18 protein-coding genes and 2 tRNA genes are annotated in these 21,406 nt (G+C 70.3%); 9 read left to right on the forward strand and 11 right to left on the reverse strand.

Annotated features, from left to right (window positions below):
* Positions 1-43: 43 nt before the first annotated feature.
* A complete protein-coding gene (locus LRA98_RS08945; RefSeq protein ID WP_238633716.1) occupies positions 44-1,108 on the reverse strand; it encodes a hypothetical protein in 1,065 nt (354 codons plus the stop codon).
* 402 nt (positions 1,109-1,510) lie between these two features.
* On the opposite strand from LRA98_RS08945, the gene LRA98_RS08950 reads away from it, so the two are divergent.
* From LRA98_RS08950 to LRA98_RS08960, 3 genes are all read left to right on the forward strand, one after another.
* Positions 1,511-2,116 (forward strand): DedA family protein, encoded by a 606-nt coding sequence (locus LRA98_RS08950; protein WP_201243155.1) that lies wholly within the window; start codon positions 1,511-1,513, stop codon positions 2,114-2,116.
* 35 nt (positions 2,117-2,151) lie between these two features.
* A tRNA-Arg gene (locus tag LRA98_RS08955) sits at positions 2,152-2,228 on the forward strand.
* A gap of 112 nt (positions 2,229-2,340) precedes the next feature.
* Complete coding sequence (locus tag LRA98_RS08960) at positions 2,341-5,979, forward strand: hydantoinase B/oxoprolinase family protein (protein WP_238633718.1); 3,639 nt, start codon at positions 2,341-2,343, stop codon at positions 5,977-5,979.
* A 37-nt stretch (positions 5,980-6,016) separates the two neighbouring features.
* Here the strand turns inward: LRA98_RS08960 and LRA98_RS08965 are convergent, their stop codons facing one another.
* The 5 genes from LRA98_RS08965 to LRA98_RS08985 form a co-directional block, all read right to left on the reverse strand.
* On the reverse strand, positions 6,017-6,925 hold the full coding sequence (locus tag LRA98_RS08965) for a nucleotidyl transferase AbiEii/AbiGii toxin family protein (protein WP_238633719.1): 909 nt from the start codon (positions 6,923-6,925) through the stop codon (positions 6,017-6,019).
* Positions 6,903-7,487: a type IV toxin-antitoxin system AbiEi family antitoxin gene (gene abiEi / locus LRA98_RS08970; protein WP_238633720.1), complete on the reverse strand. Its 585-nt coding sequence runs from the start codon at positions 7,485-7,487 to the stop codon at positions 6,903-6,905. Before abiEi ends, LRA98_RS08965 begins: the two co-directional genes overlap by 23 nt.
* Positions 7,488-7,645: 158 nt before the next feature.
* Positions 7,646-8,707, reverse strand: coding sequence for a hypothetical protein (locus tag LRA98_RS08975; RefSeq protein ID WP_238633721.1), 1,062 nt, complete (start codon positions 8,705-8,707; stop codon positions 7,646-7,648).
* Positions 8,704-10,071 carry a sigma-54 dependent transcriptional regulator gene (locus LRA98_RS08980; protein WP_238633722.1) on the reverse strand — a complete coding sequence of 456 codons (1,368 nt, stop codon included), beginning with the start codon at positions 10,069-10,071 and terminating at the stop codon, positions 8,704-8,706. Before LRA98_RS08980 ends, LRA98_RS08975 begins: the two co-directional genes overlap by 4 nt.
* Positions 10,072-10,395: 324 nt before the next feature.
* A tRNA-Ala gene (locus LRA98_RS08985) sits at positions 10,396-10,471 on the reverse strand.
* A gap of 94 nt (positions 10,472-10,565) precedes the next feature.
* Here LRA98_RS08985 and pyrC point away from each other — a divergent pair.
* The 6 genes from pyrC to LRA98_RS09015 all read left to right on the forward strand — a co-directional run bounded on the left by pyrC (position 10,566) and on the right by LRA98_RS09015 (position 16,313).
* Positions 10,566-11,603, forward strand: coding sequence for a dihydroorotase (pyrC, locus tag LRA98_RS08990; protein WP_238633723.1), 1,038 nt, complete (start codon positions 10,566-10,568; stop codon positions 11,601-11,603).
* A 102-nt stretch (positions 11,604-11,705) separates the two neighbouring features.
* A complete protein-coding gene (gene grxD, locus LRA98_RS08995) occupies positions 11,706-12,041 on the forward strand; it encodes a Grx4 family monothiol glutaredoxin (RefSeq protein WP_201169058.1) in 336 nt (111 codons plus the stop codon).
* Between the two features lie 69 nt (positions 12,042-12,110).
* On the forward strand, positions 12,111-12,794 hold the full coding sequence (gene rnt / locus LRA98_RS09000; RefSeq protein WP_238633724.1) for a ribonuclease T: 684 nt from the start codon (positions 12,111-12,113) through the stop codon (positions 12,792-12,794).
* Positions 12,795-12,926: 132 nt separating this feature from the next.
* Positions 12,927-14,096, forward strand: a complete 1,170-nt coding sequence (locus LRA98_RS09005) for an aspartate aminotransferase family protein (protein WP_238633726.1) — start codon at positions 12,927-12,929, stop codon at positions 14,094-14,096.
* 34 nt (positions 14,097-14,130) lie between these two features.
* The gene (gene argF / locus LRA98_RS09010) at positions 14,131-15,039 is read left to right on the forward strand and encodes an ornithine carbamoyltransferase (protein ID WP_238633727.1); all 909 of its coding nucleotides are present in this window, start codon (positions 14,131-14,133) and stop codon (positions 15,037-15,039) included.
* Positions 15,040-15,101: 62 nt separating this feature from the next.
* Entirely contained in the window at positions 15,102-16,313 is a 1,212-nt protein-coding gene (locus LRA98_RS09015; protein ID WP_238633728.1) for an argininosuccinate synthase, read from the forward strand.
* A gap of 111 nt (positions 16,314-16,424) precedes the next feature.
* Here LRA98_RS09015 and nth read toward each other — a convergent pair whose 3' ends face one another.
* The 5 genes from nth to rsxC are packed head-to-tail and all read right to left on the reverse strand — an operon-like array spanning position 16,425 to position 21,387.
* Positions 16,425-17,066 (reverse strand): endonuclease III, encoded by a 642-nt coding sequence (nth, locus tag LRA98_RS09020; RefSeq protein WP_238633729.1) that lies wholly within the window; start codon positions 17,064-17,066, stop codon positions 16,425-16,427.
* Positions 17,056-17,700 (reverse strand): electron transport complex subunit E, encoded by a 645-nt coding sequence (locus tag LRA98_RS09025; protein WP_238633730.1) that lies wholly within the window; start codon positions 17,698-17,700, stop codon positions 17,056-17,058. The genes nth and LRA98_RS09025 overlap by 11 nt, the downstream gene beginning before the upstream one ends.
* Positions 17,697-18,371, reverse strand: coding sequence for an RnfABCDGE type electron transport complex subunit G (locus LRA98_RS09030; RefSeq protein WP_238633732.1), 675 nt, complete (start codon positions 18,369-18,371; stop codon positions 17,697-17,699). The genes LRA98_RS09025 and LRA98_RS09030 overlap by 4 nt, the downstream gene beginning before the upstream one ends.
* The gene (locus LRA98_RS09035) at positions 18,368-19,339 is read right to left on the reverse strand and encodes an RnfABCDGE type electron transport complex subunit D (protein WP_238633734.1); all 972 of its coding nucleotides are present in this window, start codon (positions 19,337-19,339) and stop codon (positions 18,368-18,370) included. The genes LRA98_RS09030 and LRA98_RS09035 overlap by 4 nt, the downstream gene beginning before the upstream one ends.
* Positions 19,340-19,341: 2 nt before the next feature.
* On the reverse strand, positions 19,342-21,387 hold the full coding sequence (gene rsxC / locus LRA98_RS09040; RefSeq protein WP_238633736.1) for an electron transport complex subunit RsxC: 2,046 nt from the start codon (positions 21,385-21,387) through the stop codon (positions 19,342-19,344).
* Positions 21,388-21,406 lie beyond the last annotated feature (19 nt).

Below are 21,406 nucleotides of genomic sequence, written 5' to 3' on the forward strand. Positions count from 1 at the left end.
GGGGCCCCGCCCCGGTTCCGGCTTTTTGTTGCCGGTCGTGTCCTTACTGAGCCGGGTTGATGCGCACGTTGCCCTGCATGGTGACGTTCTGCTGGATCAGGCTGCCGACACCACCGTTCTGAGAAACCTGGGTGATGCCCGCGTTGCCGGAGACCGAGCCTTCCGCCATGCGGTTGTTGACGTGCAGCCAGGCGTCGTCGTCACCGCCGATGCGCAGGGTGTTGCCGCTGACCGTGCCGCGCAGCTCGGAGCTGGCCACGGTCATTTCCATGTCGAGGAAGTGATTGAACGAGTCGGTGATCTCGTTCTGCGAGTCCTTCATCGTGTTGTGCGAGTCCGTGGTGTTGTAGGAGTCCGCGATGCTGTTGTCGGAGTTGTCGCTATCGTCGCTGTTGTACGAGTCGGCGATGCTGTTGTCCGAGTGATCGCTGGAGTCCTTGTTGAGCGAGTCGTTGATGCTGCTATCCGAGTTGTTGGAGTCCGCAACGCTCGTGCTGCGATCGGAGTTGTCGTTCTGGGAGTCGGTCAGGCTCCGATCCGAGTTGTCACTGCGGTCCGAGTTGTCGTTGTACGAGTCGGCGATGCTGGAGCTGTTATCGGAGTTGTCGTCCTTGTTGTAGGTCCGCTCGGAGCTGTAGTTCTTCTCCGAGTTGTGTGAATCCGCAACGCTGTTGTCCGAATTGTCATCCTTGTTGTACGTGAACTCCGAGCTGTAGTTCTTCTCGCTGTTGTGCGAGTCGGCCACGCTCGAGCTGCGGTCCGAGTTGTCGCTGCGGTCGGAGTTGTCGTCCTTGTTCCAGGACATCTCGGAGCTGCTCGAGCTGTTCTGGGAGTCGGTCAGGCTGTTGTCGGAGTTGTCATCCTTGTTGTAAGTCCGCTCCGAGCTGTAGGTCTTGTCCGTGTTGTAGGACCCCTCCTTGGTGCTGTTGTCGACGCTGGACGTCGAGCCCTCGCTGGCGGCGGAGCTGCCACCTTCGGCGTCGGAGTTCACGGAGGCACTGACCTCGTTGTCCTCGCCCTCGACGGTGTTCTGCGGGTTGGCCCATGCGGTGCTGCCGAGGGCCATGGCCAGGACCAGGGTGCTGGCGAGCGTCGTCTGCTTGATCATGTCGTTCCCTCTCTCTCGGTCATTGTGGTTAACGCGGGGCCCGGCCGTCGGGGCCGGGCCTCCGCGGAGGCGCCGCCTGGGGGGACGTGCGGCGCCGCATCCTCTTCTGAGCAATTGTCGGGCCAACTCGGCGAAGCCGGTGTAGGCTGTTGTTTTGGTTGGTGCTTTTGTTTTTGGGTGGGGCGGGCGAGGGGCGGCTGCGCGCAGCGGAGTGCTGCGCCGGTGTGACAGGCGCTCGGGCCCGGAGGGGCGCAGGCCAGGCGGTGCGCGCTTTTGCCCGGTGTGCGGCGGTTGTTGCTGCGCCCTTACACCGGTTGCCCGGGTGGAACCCGGGTCAGGCTGATAGGCTGTAACGCCACGGGCCCGGGTCGCGGGCGGGCGGCCGCAGAGGAGGCAGGGTGCATGCCGGAGTTGATCGTCGAGGCCGTGGAGCTGCTGGGCTGGGTGGGGATCTTCGCGGTGATGATCGTGCTGGCGCCGGAGGCGGTGATGCCCTTCCTCGGCTACGCCGTCTACCGGGCGGAACTCGATCCGCTGACCGCCCTGGCTGCCGCCAGCGCCGGGGCGACCCTAGGGTCGACGCTGATCTACTTGGTGGTGCGCGCCATCGGCGGGGAGCGGGTGCGCGCATGGGTCCGGCGCGGCAGCCGCTGGTACCTGATCCAGGAGCGCGACCTGGCGGTGACCACCGCGATCTTCCGTCGCCACGGGGCGTGGATCGTGCTCTTCGGGCGCTTCGTGCCCACTGTGCGCAGCCTGGTCTCCATCCCCGCTGGGCTGTTGCCCATGGGGCTCGGGCCGTTCCTGCTGCTGACCCTGCTCGGCACGACCGTATGGAACGGGGTGCTCCTGGCCGCCGGTTACGCTACGGGCTCCAACTGGGCGCGCGTGGAGGCCTATCTGGGCACCTATGGCACCGTGGTTACGCTATTGCTTCTGGTCGCCGTTGCCGCATTCCTGCTGTATCGGTTGCGCAACGTCCTACTGCGCCACCGCCGTGCCGGTTGACCGGTGGTGGGTGGATGCGTACAAGTTGGGCTCCGGCCCCGGTAGCTCAGTCGGATAGAGCAATCGCCTCCTAAGCGATAGGTCGCAGGTTCGAATCCTGCCCGGGGCGCCACGTTCGCCGATTGCCTCGCAGGCGCCCTGCACCCCGTCCGCTGCCCCGCGGATGCCTCCCGTCCGCGCTCTGTGCGAAGATGCCCGGTCGTGTTCGGACGCAGGAGTGGGCCATGACGGACGGCCATGCGGCGGGAGAGCGCTGGCAGTTCTGGATCGATCGGGGCGGGACCTTCACCGACGTCATCGCCCGCGCCCCCGATGGGCGTCTGATCGCCCGCAAGTTCCTCTCCGAGAACCCGGAGCAGTACAGCGATGCGGCCCTCCACGGGATCCGCGCCATCCTCGGCCTTCCCGCCGACGCCCCGATCCCGGCCGAGCGGATCGAGTCGGTGCGCATGGGTACCACGGTGGCGACCAACGCCCTGCTCGAGCACCGCGGCGAGCCCACCGTGCTTGCCGTCACCGAGGGGTTCGCCGATCAGCTGCGCATCGGCTATCAGCACCGCCCGGATCTCTTCGACCGCCGCGTGCGCCTGCCGCAGATGCTCTACTCGGAGGTCCTGGAGGTCCCCGAGCGCTTGGGTGCCGACGGCGCGGTGGTCCGCCCCCTGGATGAGGCCTGCGTGCGCGAGCGCCTGGCCGCCGCCCACGCCGCCGGCTATCGGGCGCTGGCGGTGGTGCTCATGCACGCCTGGCGGGATGCCGGGCACGAGCAGGCGGTGGCGCGTATCGCCCGCGAAGTGGGTTTTACGCAGGTCTCGACCAGTGCGCAGGCCGCCGCCGTGATGAAGATCGTCGGCCGCGGCGACACCGCGGTGGTGGATGCCTACCTCTCGCCGGTGCTGCGCCGCTACGTCGATCGCCTGGCCGCGGAGTTGGGCGATGCGCCGCTGCTGTTCATGCAGTCCAACGGCGGGTTGACCAGTGCCGCGCACTTTCAGGGCAAGGACGCCATCCTCTCGGGTCCGGCCGGCGGCATCGTCGGGGCGGTGCGCACGGCGGCGATGGCCGGGTTCGAGCGGCTGATCAGCTTCGACATGGGCGGGACGTCCACCGACGTAGCCCACTACGACGGCGCCTACGAGCGCACCTTCGAGACCGAGATCGCCGGCAACCGCATCCGCGCGCCGATGATGCAGATCCACACCGTCGCCGCCGGCGGCGGCTCCATCTGCCACTTCGACGGCATGAAGTACCGGGTCGGGCCCGATTCCGCCGGCGCCGATCCGGGGCCGGCGGCCTATCGCCGGGGCGGCCCGCTGACGGTCACCGACTGCAACGTCCTGCTCGGCCTCATCCGGCCGGCGTTCTTCCCGCATCTCTTCGGCCCCGACGCCGATCAGCCGCTGGATGCCGACGGGGTCCGCCAGGGCTTTGCCGAGCTTGCCGAGCGGATCCGCGCCGAGACGGGTGACGCCCGCGATCCGGTGGCGGTGGCCGCCGGCTTCCGGCGCATCGCCGTGGAGAACATGGCGCAGGCGATCAAGCGGATCTCCGTACAGCGCGGCCACGATGTGACCCGCTACGCCCTCAACTGCTTCGGCGGTGCCGGCGGTCAGCACGCCTGCGCCGTGGCCGACTGCCTGGGTATTCGCACCGTGTTCATCCACCCGCTGGCGGGGGTGCTCTCGGCCTACGGCATGGGCCTGGCCGATATCACCGCCATGGCCCAGCGTAGCGTGGAGGCGCCGCTGGAGCCGGCCAGCGCGCCGCTGCTTGAGCGCGTCATCGACGAGCTCACCACCGAGGCGCGGGCCGAGCTGGCCGAGCAGGGGCTGGCTGGCGATGCGGCGACGGTGCACGTGCAGGCCCATGTGCGCTACGCCGGCACCGATACCGCGCTGGTGGTCCCCGGTGGTGCGGATGTGGCCGCCCTGGACGAGGCCTTCGCCCGAGCGCACCGGCAGCGGTTTGGCTTCGTCCTGGAAGACCGCCCGCGGGTGATCGAGGCGCTCAGCGTCGAGGCGATCCACCGCGCGGCGGCCGTCGAGGCCCCCGGAGACGAGACGCCGTCGCCGGCGGACCCGCCGCAGCCACTGGCTCGGGTGCAGGCCTGGGACGGCCGACGGATGGCCGAGCAGCCGGTCTACGCCCGCGCCGACCTGGTGCCGGGGATGCGCATCCCGGGGCCGGCGATCCTCCAGGAGGAGAATGCCACCACGGTCATCGATGCCGGCTGGGCGGGCGAGGTCACCGCCTGCGATCACCTGATCCTGCGCCGCGCGGTGACCGTGGGGGCCGGGACGCCGGCGCAGGCGCCGCAGGTCGACACCCGCCGTCCCGATCCGGTGCTGCTGGAGGTGTTCAACAACCTGTTCCGCTCCGTCGCCGAGCAGATGGGGACGACGCTCGCCGGCACGGCGCAGTCGGTGAACATCAAAGAGCGGCTCGACTTCTCCTGCGCGCTCTTCGACGCCCAGGCGAACCTGGTGGCCAATGCGCCGCACATCCCGGTCCACCTCGGCTCGATGTCGGAGTCGGTGCGCGCCATCCTGCGCGCCCGTGGCGCGAGCATGCGTCCCGGGGATTGCTATCTGCTCAACGACCCGTACCACGGCGGCACCCACCTGCCGGATCTCACGGCGGTGACGCCGGTCTTCTCCGCGGATGGGGAGGAGCTGCTCTTTCTCTGCGCCAGCCGCGGTCACCACGCCGATGTGGGCGGCCGCACGCCGGGGTCGATGCCGGCGGACTCCACCTGCGTGAGCGAGGAGGGGGTGCTCATCAACGACCTGCAGGTGGTCGCCGAGGGGCGCTTTCTGGAGGAGGCGTTCACCGCGGCGATGGGCGCCGGGCCGTATCCGGCGCGCAACGTGGCGCAGAACATCGCCGATCTGAAGGCGCAGATCGCCGCCAACGAGAAGGGCGTGGCCGAACTGCGGCGCATGGTCGAGCAGTTCGGCCTGCCGGTGGTCCAGGCCTACATGGGGTTCGTCCAGGAGAACGCCGCCGAGCACGTGCGCCGGGTCATCGATGGGCTCCGTGACGGTGATTTCACCGTGGAGATGGACAGCGGGGCGCGGATCCGCGTGGCGGTGCGCCCGGATCACGCCGCCCGCCGGGCGCGCATCGACTTCGCCGGCACGTCGGAGCAGCTGCCAAGCAATTTCAATGCGCCGCTGGCCATCACCCGGGCGGCGACGCTCTACGTCTTCCGCACGCTGGTCGATGACGATATCCCGCTCAACGACGGCTGCCTGCAGCCGCTGGAGATCGCCGTGCCGGAGGGCTCGATGCTCAACCCGCGCCACCCGGCGGCCGTGGTCGCCGGCAACGTGGAGACCTCCCAGGCGGTCACCGATGCCCTCTACGGGGCGCTGGGGGCGATGGCCGCCAGCCAGGGCACCATGAACAACCTGACCTTCGGCAACCAGCGCCACCAGTACTACGAGACCCTCTGTGGCGGTGCCGGGGCCGGGCCGGGGTTCGCCGGCAGCTCGCCGGTGCATACGCACATGACCAACTCGCGGCTGACCGACCCGGAGGTGCTTGAGTGGCGCTACCCGGTGCGCGTCGAGCGTTTCGCCATCCGCCACGGCAGCGGCGGTGCCGGGGCGTATCCCGGCGGGGATGGCGTAATCCGGCGGCTGTGCTTCCTTGAGCCGATGACGGTGGTCACGCTGATGAATCGGCGCCGGGTGCCGCCCTTCGGGCTGGCCGGGGGCGGGGATGCGGCGTGCGGGCGCAATGCCATCGAGCGCAGCGACGGCAGCGTCGAGGAACTGCCGGGCACCGCCACCCGGGAGCTCGCCGCGGGGGATCGGATCGTCATCGAGACCCCCGGTGGCGGCGGCTACGGGGGCGGCTGAGCGCCGCCCTCGGATGGACGCACCGCCTGTGCCCGCGCTACATGGGGAATTCCGGCCCCTCGGGGCCTCCCGTGAGCCCACGGGCCACAGCGTCCAGCAGCTGCTGGTTCGTGTGCTGCAGATAGTCGAGAAAGCCGGGGCGCTCAAGCGTCCGTCTCACGACGGTCGGCGGGATGAAGCGGGTCATTTGCTCCCGGAAGGCGTCCCCGTGGATGATCGAAGGGAGTTCGGCCCGTCGTCGGGCGAGCTTTGCCTCGTAATCGCGAACCCCGTAGTCGGCGATCTTGAACTGGAGCCATTCGATGGAAGGTGAGATCCCTTGCTGTTGCAGCCAGGGTAGATCCCAAAGGTCGCGATGCCGAATCCGCTGATCGTTGGCAACCAGTGAAAGGAGTTTGTCGGCCATGATCTCGTCGATGGATTCCACGGGAACGAGGATATCCTCGTAGCCATCGGGCAAAGCTGCGTAATTACGCTGTAGTGCGCGTAACTCGCTGGAGTAGGCGGGAACGTTGGTGACCTCGATCCGGATTCGCTGCTTGGGGATGTCCGGGCGGGCCGGCGCGGTGACCAGTGCAACCTGCCAGCGGTGCACGGTGATCCCGCCCGATGGCGATGGGGTTCCCGGTGAAGGGGGTTCTTTGACCCGTACTTCCAGTCCGTAGCGCTTTCCGATGAATGCCTCGATGACCTCGGCCAGTTCGGCGAGGTCACTGGCGGCGAATTCCCGGCCGCCGACGAAGTCAAGGTCCTCGCTGTAACGCGCGGAGCCGTAACACAGCCGCAGCGCGGTACCCCCCTGAAAGGTTAGGCGACCCAGCAGGCTGCTCTGTTCCAGCGCGCGGAGGATGTCGTAGTGGAGCAACTCCTTCTCGATCACCGGGCGCATGACCTCGCCACCGGTGATCTCAGCCAGAGCCGCTTCAGCCAGTTGCCGGAGTTCCAAGCAGAGCCTCCGCGCGGTCTTGAATGATGTCTTGCAGCTCTTCCTGATTCACCATTTCCGTATTGCGTCCTACGCGCTTGAGGTCTCGCCAGGCGGCCTCCGGGGTGGCGATGCGAAGCGGCCGTTGCCTGTCGTGGACGGTATGCTGAAGGATGTCCTGAACGGGGCGGGCAGTGTGGGTCAATTCGAGTGTACCCCACGCGGTCCGAAAAACCCCTTTGCGGCCCGTGGTCATGACCGTCAGGTGACCTAGCGGGATTTGTGAGATGGCGCCCCACTCAGAGAGAGCGGACTCAAGGCTGATGTAATTGTACTCACCCCTGCGCAGGGCCCGGGCAATCCGCTCCAGTGTGTAACCATCCTGAGGCAATCCGGGTGGGTAGACATAGACCCCGCGGGCAGCGGGCTTTAGCCAGCCGGCTTCGACCAGCCGAGCGATCCCTGCCTTCCGGGCCTTGGTGCGATCCGAGCGGAACAAACTGTCGAGATCGCGCCGAGTAAAGACGGCGCGGCCCGCATCGGCTTGGGCATTGAGGATCTTGAGTGCAGTATTCTGGCGCATGGCAAGCACCCGCGTAGTAATAGACACGAAGGCTAAAAAAAGATGGTCTTCGTGTCCAGTTACTGCCCCCCCGGGAGCTCGCCGCGGCCAATCAGGTCGTCATCGAGACCCCCGGTGGCGGCGGCTACGGGGGCGGCTGAGCGCCGCCCCCGGGCTGCCTAGAAGCGCACCGGCAGGCGCAGGGTGACCTGTACGTCCGGGGCCTGCTCGGTGACCCCTACGCCCACGGAAAGCCCCAGGCTGCTGCGCGGGCCGAGCCGGTGCGAGGCGCCAAGCAGCAGCGAGCCCACCTGGAAACGGCCAAACTCCGGATCGGGGTTTTGCACGTCGGTACGCGTGCGCTGCACCGTCGTGTGGTCGTAGCCGAGGCTCAGCGAGGTGCGGTCGTTGAGCGACAGGCCCATGCCGAAGCTCACCCCGATGGCGCTGCCCGGCTCGATGCGTACGCGATCGCCGCTGCGCAGGGTGACGGTGCGGGGGACGTTGTAGAGGTAGCTCAGGCTGCCGTAGAGCACCGCCGGCTCCGAGGGGTAGACCCAGTTGAGGCTGGGTTGGACGGCGTAGAAGCCGCTGCCGGTGGGCTGTTCGGTGTAGATGGAGACGTTGGGTCCATCGCCGTCGCTGTCGTCGAGCGGGATCTCGGTGGTCTCCACCTCGAACTCGAACGGGTCCCGGCCGGTACGGCTCTTCATCCGCAGGCCGCCGGTGAAGATCACCCCGTCACCGCGGCCGCTGCTGAGCTGATAGCGCAGGGAGGCCTCCACGTCGCCCAGGCCGTAGCCGGTGGAATCGTCCACGCCCGGGGTGTCGCTCGGCTCGAGGATCTCGCGCTCGCGCACCTGTTCCTCGCGGTAGACGTAGGGGACGCGTGCCTCCACTTCCAGCCGGTCGGTGAGCCCGTAGCGCAGGCCCAGCGCGGCGGTGAGGCTCTCGCGCTGGGTCTGGCGCACCGAGATCAGTCCCACGGCGATGGCCGGCAGGATGGTGACGCCGTCGATCGCCACCAGGGTCGAGGTGGACTGCGAGTAGCTCAGCGAAGGCTCCGCGGTGAACGAGCCCTGCGGCGAGAGGATGGTGCGCTGCTGCAGCCCGCCGGCGGTCTCCTGGGGCGGGGGCGGGGTGCCCACCGACTCCGCCGGGGTGTCGGCGACGGCCAGCAGCGGCGCGGTGGCCAGCAGCGCGGCCAGGGTGGCGCCGGTCCAGCGCCGCCGCCGGCTCATGGCTGCAGCCCCAGGCGGTGCATGATGCGATAGAGCGTCACCCGGGAGATGCCCAGCTCGCGGGCCGCCCGTGAGACGTTGCGCTCGCAGCGGGCCAGGGCGCCGAGGATCGCCGCCCGTTCCGCCCGAGCGCGGGCGTCGTCCAGGGTCTCGGCCTGGCGCACGGCGCCCTGCCGAGCCTCCAGGCCCAGGTCGGCGGGGGCGAGCAGTGGGCGCTGGCTCATGGCCACGGCGCGCTGGATGCGGTTGATCAGCTCGCGCACGTTGCCCGGCCAGCTGTGCCGGCGCAGCGCCCCCAGCGCCGGGCCGGTGAAGCCGCGTACCGGGCTGAGGTAGGCGCTGCGAAAGCGCTCCAGGAAGACGTGGGCCAGGCGCTCGATGTCGTCGCCCCGTTCGCGCAGGGGCGGGATGTCGATGCGCAGCACGTTGAGCCGGTAGTAGAGGTCCTCGCGAAAACGCCCGGCCTCCACGGCGGCGGCCAGGTCCACGTGGGTGGCGGCGACGACGCGCACGTCCAGCGGCACGCGCTCGGTGCCCCCGACCCGGGTCACTGCCCGCTCCTCGAGCACACGCAGCAGATTGACCTGGTGCTCCAGGGTCAGCTCGCCGACCTCATCGAGGAGGATGGTGCCGCCCTGGGCCCGCTCCAGGTGCCCGCAGCGGCGCTGCTGTGCCCCGGTGAACGCGCCGCGCTCATGGCCGAAGAGTTCCGACTGGACCAGATTGGTTGGGATGGCGCCGCAGTTGACCGCCACGAAGGGGCCGGCGGCACGGGATGAGGCGTGGTGGATGGCCTGGGCGGCCAGCTCCTTGCCCGAGCCGCTCTCGCCGTGGATGAGCACCGTGGCCGGGCAGCGCGCCACCTTGGCCAGGTCCCGGCGCAAAGCCTGGATGCCGGGGTTGTCGCCGAGGATGCCGCCGGTATCGGCGGTCAGCTCCGCCTGACGAGCCCGGGTGTGGCGGCGCAGTTGCCCCATGCCGGCGGCGTGGCCGAGGACCGTGGCCAGGCGCTCGGGGTCCGCGGGCAGGGTGTGGAAGTCGAAGAAGGCGGTGGCCAGCAGGTCTTCCAGCGCATCGTGGCTCTGCCCGTCGGGCGGATCGCAGAGGGCGATCCACTCCACGCCGCTGCCTCCGGCGAGAAAGCGCTGGCAGGCGTCGATATTGTCGGCGACCACCCGCATCAGCCCCACCGGCGGGTGGTCGGCGGTGAGCAGCCGCTCGATGGTTGCCCAGTCCTCGACACGGGTCAGGGACCAGCCCGGCGGCTCGGCGCTCGGGCGCACGGGTTGGGCGGGGGTGCCGGGGGTGACGCTCAGGACGCTGCGCAGACCCGCGGCGGCGCGGGCGAGGGTTGGGGCTCCCATGCGATTGTCTCTCCTGGCAGGTGGTACGGAATGGACACACCGCTCAGCAGAATCCGTGCCATGGCGCCAGGTATTTGATCAGAGTGGTTTTTTGTAGAGGGGGCAGCCGCTTCGACGATGCGGTGTTAAAACCGTCGACAGCGCCCGGGTTGCATCATCCCAAGGAACCGGCCATCAAGGCGGCAGAAGATCGCGGCGAACCGGGCCAAAAGCAGCCGCGCACCGCTCTACCTCGCTTTTCCGGTGCGGCTGGCGCCGCGGCTCATGCCGGGGCTTTTCCCGGGGATGCCGTACGAGGCAGGAGAATAGGAGTTTGGGGAGGGATGGTGGAGCCGAGGGGAGTCGAACCCCTGACCTCGACAATGCGAATGTCGCGCTCTCCCAACTGAGCTACGGCCCCATCGATCAGTCGCGCACTCTACCACGCGCGGCCGCTGCACAAAACCCCCCGGGCGGCCCTTGCAACCGGCCGGCCGCCCTTGGAAACTGCCCCCATGGATACCCTGACCCTGCCCCGGCCCGATGACTGGCACCTGCATCTGCGCGACGGTGCCCTCCTTGAGGCCGTCGCCCCCCAGGCCGCGGCGGTTTTCTCCCGCGCGATCATCATGCCCAACCTGCAGCCGCCGGTGACCACGGTGGAGCAGGCGGCGGCCTATCGGCAGCGCATCCTGGCTGCGCTGCCGGCGGGCTCGACCTTTGAGCCGCTGATGACGCTCTATCTCACCGACAACACGCCGCCGGAGGAGATCGCCCGGGCGGCGGCCAGCGGCTTCGTCCACGCCGTCAAGCTCTACCCGGCGGGGGCCACCACGCACTCCGACGCCGGCGTTACCGATCTGTTGCTCTGCTACGACGCCCTGGCGGCGATGGAGGAGCACGGGCTGCCGCTGCTCATCCACGGTGAGCGGACCGGGCCGGAGCTGGATATCTTCGAGCGCGAGACGGCCTTCATCGATGATGTCCTGCAGCCGCTGCTCGACCGCCACCCGCGGCTGAGGGTGGTCCTCGAGCATGTCACCACCGCCGAGGGCGCCGAGCTGGTCACCGGCGACGATCCGCGCCTGGCCGGGACCTTTACGCCGCAGCACCTGCTCTACAACCGCAACGACCTGCTCGTCGGCGGGCTCAAGCCGCACTACTACTGCATGCCGATCCTCAAGCGCGAGGCCGACCGCGAGGCGCTGCTCGAGGCGGCCACCTCGGGGCATCCGCGGGTCTTTCTCGGCACCGACTCCGCCCCCCATCCCCAGGGGGCCAAGGAGTCGGCCTGCGGCTGCGCCGGCTGCTACACCGCGCCCATCGCGCTGTCGCTCTATGCCGAGGCCTTCGAGGCCGCCGGGGCGCTGGAGCGGCTGGCGGACTTTGCCGGGCGCAACGGTCCGGCCTTCTACGGGCTGCCGGTCAACCAGGAGACGGTGACCCTGGAGCGGGCCCCGCTGGAGGTGCCGGCGAGCTACCCCGGTGGCGATGCGCCGGTGGTGCCGTTGCGCGCCGGCGAGACGCTGGCCTGGCGCCTGCGCCAACCCTAGGGTGGGTGGGATGAGCGTGCCCGGGACCCGTTTTACGATGCCCGCCAGGCGGTGGCCGAGTTCGGTCGGCGCCGCGGACCTGCCGCAGAGGATGGAGACACCATGAGTGATGAGACGGTTCAGCAGACCATTGCCCGTCAGGTGACGGAGAACCCGATCCTGCTGTACATGAAGGGCAGCCCGGATCAGCCCATGTGCGGCTTCTCGCAGCGGGCGGCCCAGGCGCTGGCCGGCTGCGGGCGGGAGTTCGCCTACGTGGACGTGCTCCAGGATGAGCGCATCCGTCAGGGCATCAAGGACTACGGCGACTGGCCGACCATCCCGCAGCTCTACATCGACGGGGAGCTGGTCGGCGGCTGTGACATCATCATGGAGATGTTCGACTCCGGCGAGCTCCAGCAGATGGTCGAGGCCGCCGGGGCCGGCGCCAGCGGCTGACGGCGGCGGCTTGCTCGCGGGCACGGGGCGCCGTAGCATGCGGCACCTTCACCCAGTTACGGCAGCCCCATGAGCGAGCACAACGCCCCGCAGACGTCGTCGGACGACGCACAGCGCATCCAGAGCACCGAGATCCCGCCGCTGCGCACCCGCTTCCGGGCGTTCCTGCCGGTGGTGGTGGACGTGGAGACGGGTGGCCTGCAGGCGGAGACCGATGCGCTGCTGCAGATCGCCGCGGTGATCCTGCGTGCCGATGAGCACAGTGGCCGGCTCTATCCGGCGGAGACGCACACCTGCCACGTGCAGCCCTTCGAAGGCGCGCGCATCGACCCCAAGGCGCTGGAGCTCAACGGCATCGACCCCGAGCATCCGCTGCGCATGGCGGTGCCCGAGCGCGATGCCCTGGGCAAGGTGTTCAACCCGGTTCGCCAGGAGCTGCGCAACACCGGCTGCAACCGGGCGGTGCTGGTCGGCCACAACGCCTTCTTCGACCTGGCCTTCCTCAATGCCGCGGTGACGCGGACCAACTTCAAGCGCAACCCCTTTCATCCCTTCTCGAGCTTCGACACCGCCACCCTGGGCGGGCTCGCCTACGGGCAGACGGTGCTGGCTAAGGCGGTGAAGGCGGCGGGGATCGAGTGGGACGCCAAGGAGGCCCACTCGGCCATCTACGACGCCGAGAAGACCGCCGAGCTCTTCTGTGCCATCGTCAACCGCTGGGACGAGCACTGCGGTCGCCCCTCAAGCTTCTAACCGCCACCGGCCGCGGCGGCTCTTTACCGTGAATCCAAGGGGTTGCGGTGCTTGCGCCCGCTCCGGCCGCCGGTTACTTTAGACGTTTTTTCCCGGCTCCCGGAGTCGGTTGCCGCGTGTATGAGACCGTCCATGGAAGCCCTGATCCCGACCTACAACCGCCTGCCCGTTGCCTTCACCCGGGGTGAGGGGGCGTGGCTCTACGACGAGCAGGGTCGCGCCTACCTCGACGGCGTGGCCGGCATTGCCGTGTGCGGGCTCGGCCACAGCCATCCGGCCATCGCTCGCGTGGTGGCCGAGCAGGCGCAGACGCTGGTGCACACCTCGAACCTCTATCGGGTGCCGCTGCAGGAGCGCCTGGCCGAGCGCCTGTGTGCCGCCGCCGGGATGAGCGCGGCGTTCTTCTGCAACTCCGGCGCTGAGGCCAACGAGGCGGCCATCAAGCTCGCCCGCCGCCACGCGGCGGCGCTGGGGGTGGGGGCACCGCAGATCGTGGTCGCCGACGGCGCCTTCCACGGGCGGACCCTGGGGGCGCTGGCGGCCACCGGCAATCCCGCCGCCCACGAGGGCTTCGCGCCGCTGCCCGAGGGGTTCCGGCGGGTGCCCTACGGGGATGCCGACGCCGTGGCGGCCATCGACGATGACGCCGTCTGTGCCGTGCTGGTGGAGCCGATCCAGGGCGAGGGCGGGGTGCGGATCCCGCCGGCGGATTACCTGGCGCGGCTGCGCCGGCTCTGTGATGAGCGTGGCTGGCTGCTGATGCTCGATGAGGTGCAGACCGGCATGGGTCGCACCGGGACGCTGTTCGCCTTTGAGCAGGCCGGCATCTGCCCGGATGTGCTGATCCTGGCCAAGGCTCTGGGCAACGGGCTGCCCATCGGCGCCTGCCTGGCCGCGGCCGGGTGTGCCGGGACCCTGGGGCCGGGGAGCCACGGGACCACCTACGGCGGCAACCCGCTGGCTGCCCGTGCCGCGCTGGCGGTGCTCGACACCCTGGAAGACGAGGCGCTGCCGGCCGCGGCCGAGCGCGCCGGCGAGGCGCTGCGCGCCCGGCTGGCCGAGGGGCTGGCCGATCTGGAGGGGGTGCGGGAGATCCGCGGCCGGGGTCTGATGACCGGCATCGAGCTCGCCGGCGATGCCAGCGCCCTGCCGCGCCAGGCCCTGGAGTCGGGGCTGCTGATCAACGTCACCGCCGGCAGTGTGGTGCGCCTGGTGCCGCCGCTGACCCTGAGCGACGATGAGGTCTGTCAGCTCGCCGACGGCGTGATCGATCTGGTGCGCCGCCACCTGGTCGGCGCCTGAACTGAACCGAACCGAACCACGGAGGGCGTCTTTGATGCGCCACTTCCTCACCCTGCGTGACTGCTCCGCCGAGGAGATCCACCAGCTGCTGCGCCGGGCCACGGAACTGCGCGAGATGCACCGCGCCGGGCAGCTGCACCAGCCCCTGCAGGGCCGGGTGCTGGGGATGGTCTTCGAGAAGTCCTCCACGCGCACCCGGGTCTCGTTCGAGGCGGGCATGGCCCAGCTTGGCGGTCATGCGCTGTTCCTCTCGCCGCGGGATACCCAGCTTGGGCGCGGTGAGCCGGTGGAGGACACGGCGCGGGTGATCTCGCGCATGGTCGATGCGGTGATGATCCGCACCTTCGGTCACGACATGCTCGAGCGCTTCGCCGCCTACTCAGCCGCGCCGGTGATCAACGGCCTCTCGGATCTCTCGCATCCGTGCCAGCTGCTCGCCGACCTGCAGACCTTCACCGAGCACCGCGGGCCGATCACGGATCGGCGCGTGGCGTGGATCGGCGACGGCAACAACATGTGCCACAGTTGGATCGAGGCCGCCGGACTGCTCGGCTTCGACCTGCATATCGCCGCGCCGCCCGGCTACCGCCCGGAAGCGGATATCCTGGCGCTCGGCGGCGAGCGGGTGCGGCTCTTCGACGATGCCTACGCCGCCGCCGAGGGCGCGGATCTGGTGACCACCGATGTCTGGGCGAGCATGGGCCAGGAGAGCGAGCAGGCCGCCCGCGAGGAGGCCTTCCGCGGTTTCTGCGTCACCGAGTCGCTGATGGAGTGCGCCGGCCCCGAGGCGCTGTTCATGCACTGCCTGCCCGCGCACCGCGGCGAGGAGGTGGAGGCCGCCGTACTCGAGGGGCCGCAGAGCGTCGTCTGGGACGAGGCCGAGAACCGCCTCCATGCGCAGAAGGCGCTGCTCGAATTCCTCATGCTCAGCCCGGAGCCGTGAACACGGCCGGCTGAATCCTGCACACTGAACCCTAACGACTGAACACTGCCCAGGAGCCTTCCATGTCGGACGTCAAGAAGGTCGTACTTGCCTACTCCGGCGGTCTCGATACCTCCGTGATCCTCAAGTGGCTCGAGGAGACCTACGGCTGCGAGGTGGTGACGTTCACCGCCGATCTCGGCCAGGGTGAAGAGCTCGAGCCCGCCCGGCGCAAGGCGGAGGCATTCGGGATCCGCGAGATCTACGTCGACGATCTGCGCGAGGAGTTCGCCCGCGATTTCGTCTTCCCGATGTTCCGCGCCAACGCCGTCTACGAGGGCGAGTACCTGCTCGGCACCTCCATTGCCCGGCCGCTGATCGCCAAGCGGCAGGTGGAGATTGCCCGTGAGACCGGTGCGGACGCCGTCGCCCACGGCGCCACCGGCAAGGGCAACGACCAGGTCCGCTTCGAGCTCGGTTACTACGGCCTGGAGCCGGGGATCAAGGTCATCGCGCCGTGGCGCGAGTGGGACCTCAACTCCCGCGAGCGGCTGTTGCAGTACGCCGAGCGCCACGGCATCGACATCGAGGGCAAGCGCGAGGAGGGCGGCGCGCCGTACTCCATGGACGCCAACCTGCTGCACATCTCCTACGAGGGCGGGGTCCTGGAGGACACCTGGACCGAGGCCGAGGAGCGCATGTGGCTGTGGACCACCGCCCCGGAAGCGGCGCCGGATGAGCCGCAGTACGTGGACATCGAGTTCGCCGGCGGCGATCCGGTGGCCATCGACGGCGAGCGCCTCTCGCCGGCCTCACTGCTCGGCCGGCTCAATGACCTCGGTGCTCGCCACGGCATCGGCCGGATCGACATCGTCGAGAACCGTTACGTGGGCATGAAATCCCGCGGCTGCTACGAGACCCCGGGCGGGACCATCCTCCTGCGCGCCCACCGCGCCATGGAGTCGATCACCCTCGATCGCGACGCCGCCCACCTCAAGGACGAGCTGATGCCGCGCTACGCCGAGCTGGTCTACAACGGCTACTGGTTCGCCCCGGAGCGCGAGGCGCTGCAGGCGATGATCGACCAGACCCAGCAAGTGGTCGAGGGCACCGTGCGCCTGAAGCTCTACAAGGGCAACGTCATCGTCGTCGGCCGCCAGTCGCCGCAAAGCCTCTTCGACGCCTCGGTGGCCACCTTCGAGGACGACGCCGGGGCCTACGACCAGAAGGACGCCGAGGGCTTTATCCGCCTCAACGCCCTGCGTCTGCGCCTCGGCGCTAAGCGCCGCGGCTGACTCCGGTCGGGTCGCGTAGCCGCTGCCGGTGGGTCATCGCCGGCAGCGGTGCCCGCTGCTTGGTGGGGCGGCGCGTGCGGAGATCGACCGGGCGCGCCAGCGGCCCGGCTCTCAGGTCCGCTCCGGGTCCTTCTCCGGAAAGCTGCACAGATCGGCGATGACGCATGCCCCGCAGCGGGGGCGGCGGGCGGTGCAGGTGTAGCGCCCGTGCAGGATCAGCCAGTGGTGGGCGTGGAGCCGGAACGGCTCCGGCGTCACTGCCTCCAGTCCTTCCTCCACCTCGCGCACGTTCTTCCCCGGCGCCAGCCCGGTTCGGTTGGCGACGCGGAAGATGTGCGTATCCACGGCGATGGTCGGCTCGCCGAAGGCGACGTTGAGGATGACGTTGGCCGTCTTGCGCCCGACGCCGGGCAGCGCCTCGAGGGCGGCGCGCTCGCGGGGGACCGCGCCGCCGTGGTGTTCGATCAGCTGCCGGCTGGCGGCGATGATGTTGCGCGCCTTGTTGTTGTAGAGGCCGATGTGCTGGATGTACGGCTTGAGCCCGTCCTCGCCCAGCTCGAGCATCGCCTGCGGGGTGTTGGCCACCGGAAAGAGGGCGCGGGTGGCGCGGTTGACGCTCTCATCGGTGCTCTGCGCCGAGAGCGAGACCGCCACCAGCAGCTCGAAGGGGGTCTCGTAGAGCAGCTCCGTCTGCGGCTCGGGCAGCGCCTCGCTCAGCCGTCGGTAGAGCTCGTGGCGGTGCTCAGCGTCCATGGCGGTCGTCGATGCGGTTTTTGATCGCCAGCAGCAGGGCGAGGCCGATGAACGCCCCCGGCGGCAGGATGGCGAGCAGGAAGACGTCGCCGTCGACCAGTTCCACCGTCCAGCCGGCGGCGGCCGGGCCGAAGAGCTGCTCGGCGCCATCGAGCAGGGTGCCACGGCCGATGAGCTCGCGCAGGGCGCCGAGGACGATCAGCACGGCGGCGAAGCCGGTGCCGGTGGCGATCCCATCCAGCGCCGCCGGGCCCACCGGCTGCCGTGAGGCGAACGCCTCGGCGCGGGCGAGGATGGCGCAGTTGGTGACGATCAGCGGCAGGAACAGTCCGAGGGTGCGGTAGAGGTCGTGGAGCCACGCCGCCACCACCAGCTCGACGATGGTGACGAAGGCGGCGATGACCAGGATGAAGACCGGGATGCGCACATCTTGCGGGACGATGTTGCGGATCAGCGAGACCACCACGCTCGAGGCGGTGACCACCAGCAGCGTGGCGATGCCCAGCCCCAGCCCGGCCACGGCGGTGGTGGTCACCGCCAGCAGCGGGCAGAGGCCGAGGAGCTGGACCAGGGCGGCGTTGTTGCCCCACAGGCCGTCGCGGAAGATGCTGCGGGTCGTCGGTGTCTGGCTCATCCGGTGGGCCCCTCGTCGCTGTGACCGTCGGCCTGCGGGTCGATGGCGGTGGCGTCCTCGGCGTGTTCAACCCCGCGGTAGGCTTCCGGCTCGGCGGTGTAGTCGATCAGCACGGCGCGCACGGCATCGACCACCGCCCGGGCGGTGATGGTCGCCCCGGTGATGCCGTCGAACGCCCCGCCGTCCTGGCGCACGTGCCAGTCGTCTTCCGGTGGGTCGCCCAGGGCGCGTCCATCGAAGCCGTACATCCAGTCGCTGCGTGCCGTCTCGATGGCGTCCCCAAGCCCCGGTGTCTCGCGGTGGGCCACGGTGCGCACGCCGATGATCTCGCCGTCGGCGTCGATGCCGACAAGCAGCCGGATGGTGCCGGCGTAGCCCTCCGGCGTTTCCACCTCGACGGCCGCGCCCAGGTAGGTGTCCTCGGCGTAGGCGGGGTAGATGCGCAGCGGCGTGGCGTGATCCAGCGGGTTGGGGCGCTCGTAGACCTGGTCTTCCGGGGCGTTGTCGTGGCCGTCGGGCAGCACCGCGGCCAGGCGATCGAGCACCACCTGGCGCTCGGCGGTGGCGATCTGCTCGCGGGTCTGCTCGTGGATCAGTGCCACAGCAGCCAGGCCGATGCCCACGAACAGGGCCAGGATGCCCCCGGCACGCAGGCTCACCGGTAGCCTCATGCCGCCTCCCCGGCGCTGCGGCGCACCACATAGTCGAGCAGCGGTGCGGTGGCGTTGAGCATCAGCACGGCGAAGGCGAAGCCGTCCGGGTGGCCGCCGAGCTCACGGATGACCAGGGCCACGGCGCCGATGAGCACGGCGTAGATCAGCCGCGCGCTCGGCTCGCGCGGGGCGCTGACCGGGTCCGTGGCAATAAAGAACGCCACCAGCAGCGTCGCCCCGGAGAGCAGGTGGAAGAGGACCGGGGCGCCGTCGCCGAGCTGCAGGAGTGCGGCGGTGGCGGCGGTGCCGGCGAGCACGCCCAGCGGCAGGCGCCAGTCGATGATGCGCAGCGCGAGCAGGAAGGCGCCGCCGAGCAGGAAGGCGCCGCCGAGCCACAGCCAGGCCCCGGCGGCCTGGGTCTGTCCGAGCAGCCCCCCATCGCCGGGCAGGGCGGCGAAGCCCTCGGTGGCCAGCCGGTCCAGCGGCGTGGCGTGGGTCATGGCGTCGGCGATGGGCGCCAGGCCGCCGGTGAGGAAGTACTGCAGGGCCTCTGCGGCGGGGATCGCCGCGCCAAGGGCGGGGTCGGGGGCCGGCCACAGGCTCACCGCCTGCGGGAAGGCGAGGACCACCGCCAGGTAGCCGACCATGGCCGGGTTGAAGATGTTCTGGCCCAGCCCGCCGTAGACCTGCTTGCCCAGCAGTACCGCCAGGGCGCCGGCCAGCGCCGGGATCCAGAAGGGCAGCAGCGGCGGCAGGGCGATGCCGATGATCAGCCCCGCCAGCGGCGTGCTGCCGTCGGCCAGCGCCGGACCCACCGGGCGGCCGCGCAGGCGCAGGGTCAGCGCCTCGGCGGCGACGCCGGCACCAAGGGCGGCGGCGATATTGAGCAGTACGCCCACGCCGAAGAGCCAGACCATGACGCCCGCCCCCGGCAACAGGGCGAGCAGGACCAGTCCCATGATCCTGGGCGTTGTGGGTGCCGCCAAGCTCAACCCTCCGTGGTCTCGCTCGAGCGGTTCTGCTCGGCCTTGGCGGCCATGGCCTCACGCTTGCGCCGGCGCGCCTCTTCCTTCTCGCGCTGGCGGCGTGCCTCGCGGGCCTGTCGGGCCTCGTGGCGCTGCCGGGCCCGTTCGGCCTGCTCCCGCTCGCGCATGCGGGAGCGGGCAACGTCCCGGGCGTGCCCGGTGATCGCCGCCAGGGGGATGGAGCTGGGGCAGACCAACTCGCAGCTCGAGCAGCCGGTGCAGCGCATCGGGTCGATGTCGATGTGCTCGGCGGCCTCGCCGACGCCGACACCGGCGCGGATGCGTCGGGCCATCTCGAACGGTTGCAGGCCTTCGGGGCAGACCTCGGCGCAGCGTCCACAGCTGATGCACGGCTGCTCGAACAGCGGCGCCTCGTCGGCGGACTCGACCACGACGCCGTTCATGCCGTGGGTCAGCGGCACCTGCCGGTCGGTGACCGGGGTGCCCATGATGCCGCCGCCGACGATGGTCCGGCAGCCGGGTGTGCCGGCCCGGCCGATCAGGGCGGCCAGCGGCGTGCCCACCCGGACCCAGTAATTGCCCGGCTCGGCGATGCCGCCGCCGGTGACGGTCACCAGCCGCTCCACCGACGGCTCGCCCTGGTGGACGGCGCGGTGGATGGCGTCGAGGGTGGAGACGTTCTGGCAGACCACCCCCACCGCCGGCGGCCGGGCGCCGGCGGGCACGGTGCGTCCGGTGGCGGGGTAGACGATGTGGCGCTCGTTGCCGGCCGGGTAGTCGCCGCCGACGCGCACCACCTGGATGTCCGCCTCGGCGGTTTCGATGGCCGCCTCGGCCGCCGCGGCGGCTTCCGGGGCCGAGTTCTTCACCGCGACGAGGATGCGCTCGGCGCCGCAGGCCCGGGCGGCGATGCGGGCGCCGTCGATGATCGCCTCGGCGCGCATGCGCAGCAGCGTCTCATCGCAGGTGAGGTAGGTGTCGCACTCGACCCCGTTGACCACCAGGGTATCGACGCCGCTGCGCGCGGCGTCGGCGAGTTTCAGTGCCGAGGGGAAGGCTGCCCCGCCCATGCCGCGCACGCCGGCATCGGCGATGCGTCGCAGCAGGACCTCGGGCTCCGCCTGCAGCGGGTCCTCGATGGTCGCCATGGCCGTCTCGCGGCAGTCGGCGCCGTCGGCCTCAAGGATCAGGCACGGCGCGGTACCACCGGCCGGGTGGACGATGGGCCGGCGCTCGATGGCGCTGACCACGCCGGAAGTGGGCGCGTGCAGCGGCACGCCGCTGCGTCCCTCGCTGACCCGGGTGCCGCGGCGGACGTGCTCGCCCACGGCCACGGTGGCCGCGACCTCGGCCCCGGTGTGATCGAGCAGCGGCAGCACCAGCTGCGCCGGCAGGGCCAGGCTGCCGATCGGGCCGCTGCGCGAGCGGTCCTTGGCGCCGGCCACGGCCACGCCGCGCCGGCGCGGCTGCACCTGCTGGTGGCGCAGCGGGCCGGGGCGCTGCTCCGGCCGCGCGGCGGTGGACTGGGGCGTGGGCAGCGGCCGGATGCGGGCGTTCAGCGGCGGCTCCACGGACTCCATGGTGATGCAGTCCATGGGGCAGGCCTCGACGCACAGCCGGCAGCCAGTGCACTCGTCGGCGAGGACGGTGTGCACCTGGCGCTGGGCGCCGACGATGGCGTCTACCGGGCAGGCCGGCAGGCAGCGGGTGCAGCCGATGCACTGGCTCTCGTCGATGAAGGCCACCGCCGGGCCGGTGTTGTCGTCGGCCACCGGCTCGGGGTCGACCTGCAGGAGATCGGCGATGGCCCGCGCGGTGGCGTTGCCGCCGGGGGTGCACAGGTTGGTGGCGGCCTCGCCAGCGGCCACGGCCTCGGCGTAGGGGCGGCAGCCCGGGTAGCCGCACTGTCCGCACTGGGTCTGCGGCAGCAGCTCGTCGATGTGCCCGACCACCGGGTCGCGCTGCGCGGCCAGGCGGCGCCCGGCGGCGCCGAGACCGACACCGCAGAGACCGGCGATGGCTGTGAGGGTCAGGACCGCGCTGAACATACGATACAGGGTAACATGA

Origin of the sequence: Halorhodospira sp. M38 (assembly GCF_022227985.1) — a bacterium.
GTDB classification, from domain to species: domain Bacteria; phylum Pseudomonadota; class Gammaproteobacteria; order Nitrococcales; family Halorhodospiraceae; genus Halorhodospira; species Halorhodospira halophila_A.

What these genes read in the sequence shown, in the direction of transcription:
- abiEi (WP_238633720.1), bottom strand. Translation starts at nt 7,487, where the DNA reads ATGCGCCAGAATACTGCACTCAAGATCCTCAATGCCCAAGCCGATGCG.
- rsxC (WP_238633736.1), bottom strand. Translation starts at nt 21,387, where the DNA reads ATGTTCAGCGCGGTCCTGACCCTCACAGCCATCGCCGGTCTCTGCGGT.
- rnt (WP_238633724.1), top strand. Translation starts at nt 12,111, where the DNA reads ATGAGCGAGCACAACGCCCCGCAGACGTCGTCGGACGACGCACAGCGC.
- LRA98_RS08975 (WP_238633721.1), bottom strand. Translation starts at nt 8,707, where the DNA reads ATGAGCCGGCGGCGGCGCTGGACCGGCGCCACCCTGGCCGCGCTGCTG.
- nth (WP_238633729.1), bottom strand. Translation starts at nt 17,066, where the DNA reads ATGGACGCTGAGCACCGCCACGAGCTCTACCGACGGCTGAGCGAGGCG.
- grxD (WP_201169058.1), top strand. Translation starts at nt 11,706, where the DNA reads ATGAGTGATGAGACGGTTCAGCAGACCATTGCCCGTCAGGTGACGGAG.
- LRA98_RS09030 (WP_238633732.1), bottom strand. Translation starts at nt 18,371, where the DNA reads ATGAGGCTACCGGTGAGCCTGCGTGCCGGGGGCATCCTGGCCCTGTTC.
- LRA98_RS08950 (WP_201243155.1), top strand. Translation starts at nt 1,511, where the DNA reads ATGCCGGAGTTGATCGTCGAGGCCGTGGAGCTGCTGGGCTGGGTGGGG.
- LRA98_RS09025 (WP_238633730.1), bottom strand. Translation starts at nt 17,700, where the DNA reads ATGAGCCAGACACCGACGACCCGCAGCATCTTCCGCGACGGCCTGTGG.
- LRA98_RS08960 (WP_238633718.1), top strand. Translation starts at nt 2,341, where the DNA reads ATGACGGACGGCCATGCGGCGGGAGAGCGCTGGCAGTTCTGGATCGAT.
- pyrC (WP_238633723.1), top strand. Translation starts at nt 10,566, where the DNA reads ATGGATACCCTGACCCTGCCCCGGCCCGATGACTGGCACCTGCATCTG.
- LRA98_RS08980 (WP_238633722.1), bottom strand. Translation starts at nt 10,071, where the DNA reads ATGGGAGCCCCAACCCTCGCCCGCGCCGCCGCGGGTCTGCGCAGCGTC.
- LRA98_RS08945 (WP_238633716.1), bottom strand. Translation starts at nt 1,108, where the DNA reads ATGATCAAGCAGACGACGCTCGCCAGCACCCTGGTCCTGGCCATGGCC.
- argF (WP_238633727.1), top strand. Translation starts at nt 14,131, where the DNA reads ATGCGCCACTTCCTCACCCTGCGTGACTGCTCCGCCGAGGAGATCCAC.
- LRA98_RS09015 (WP_238633728.1), top strand. Translation starts at nt 15,102, where the DNA reads ATGTCGGACGTCAAGAAGGTCGTACTTGCCTACTCCGGCGGTCTCGAT.
- LRA98_RS09005 (WP_238633726.1), top strand. Translation starts at nt 12,927, where the DNA reads ATGGAAGCCCTGATCCCGACCTACAACCGCCTGCCCGTTGCCTTCACC.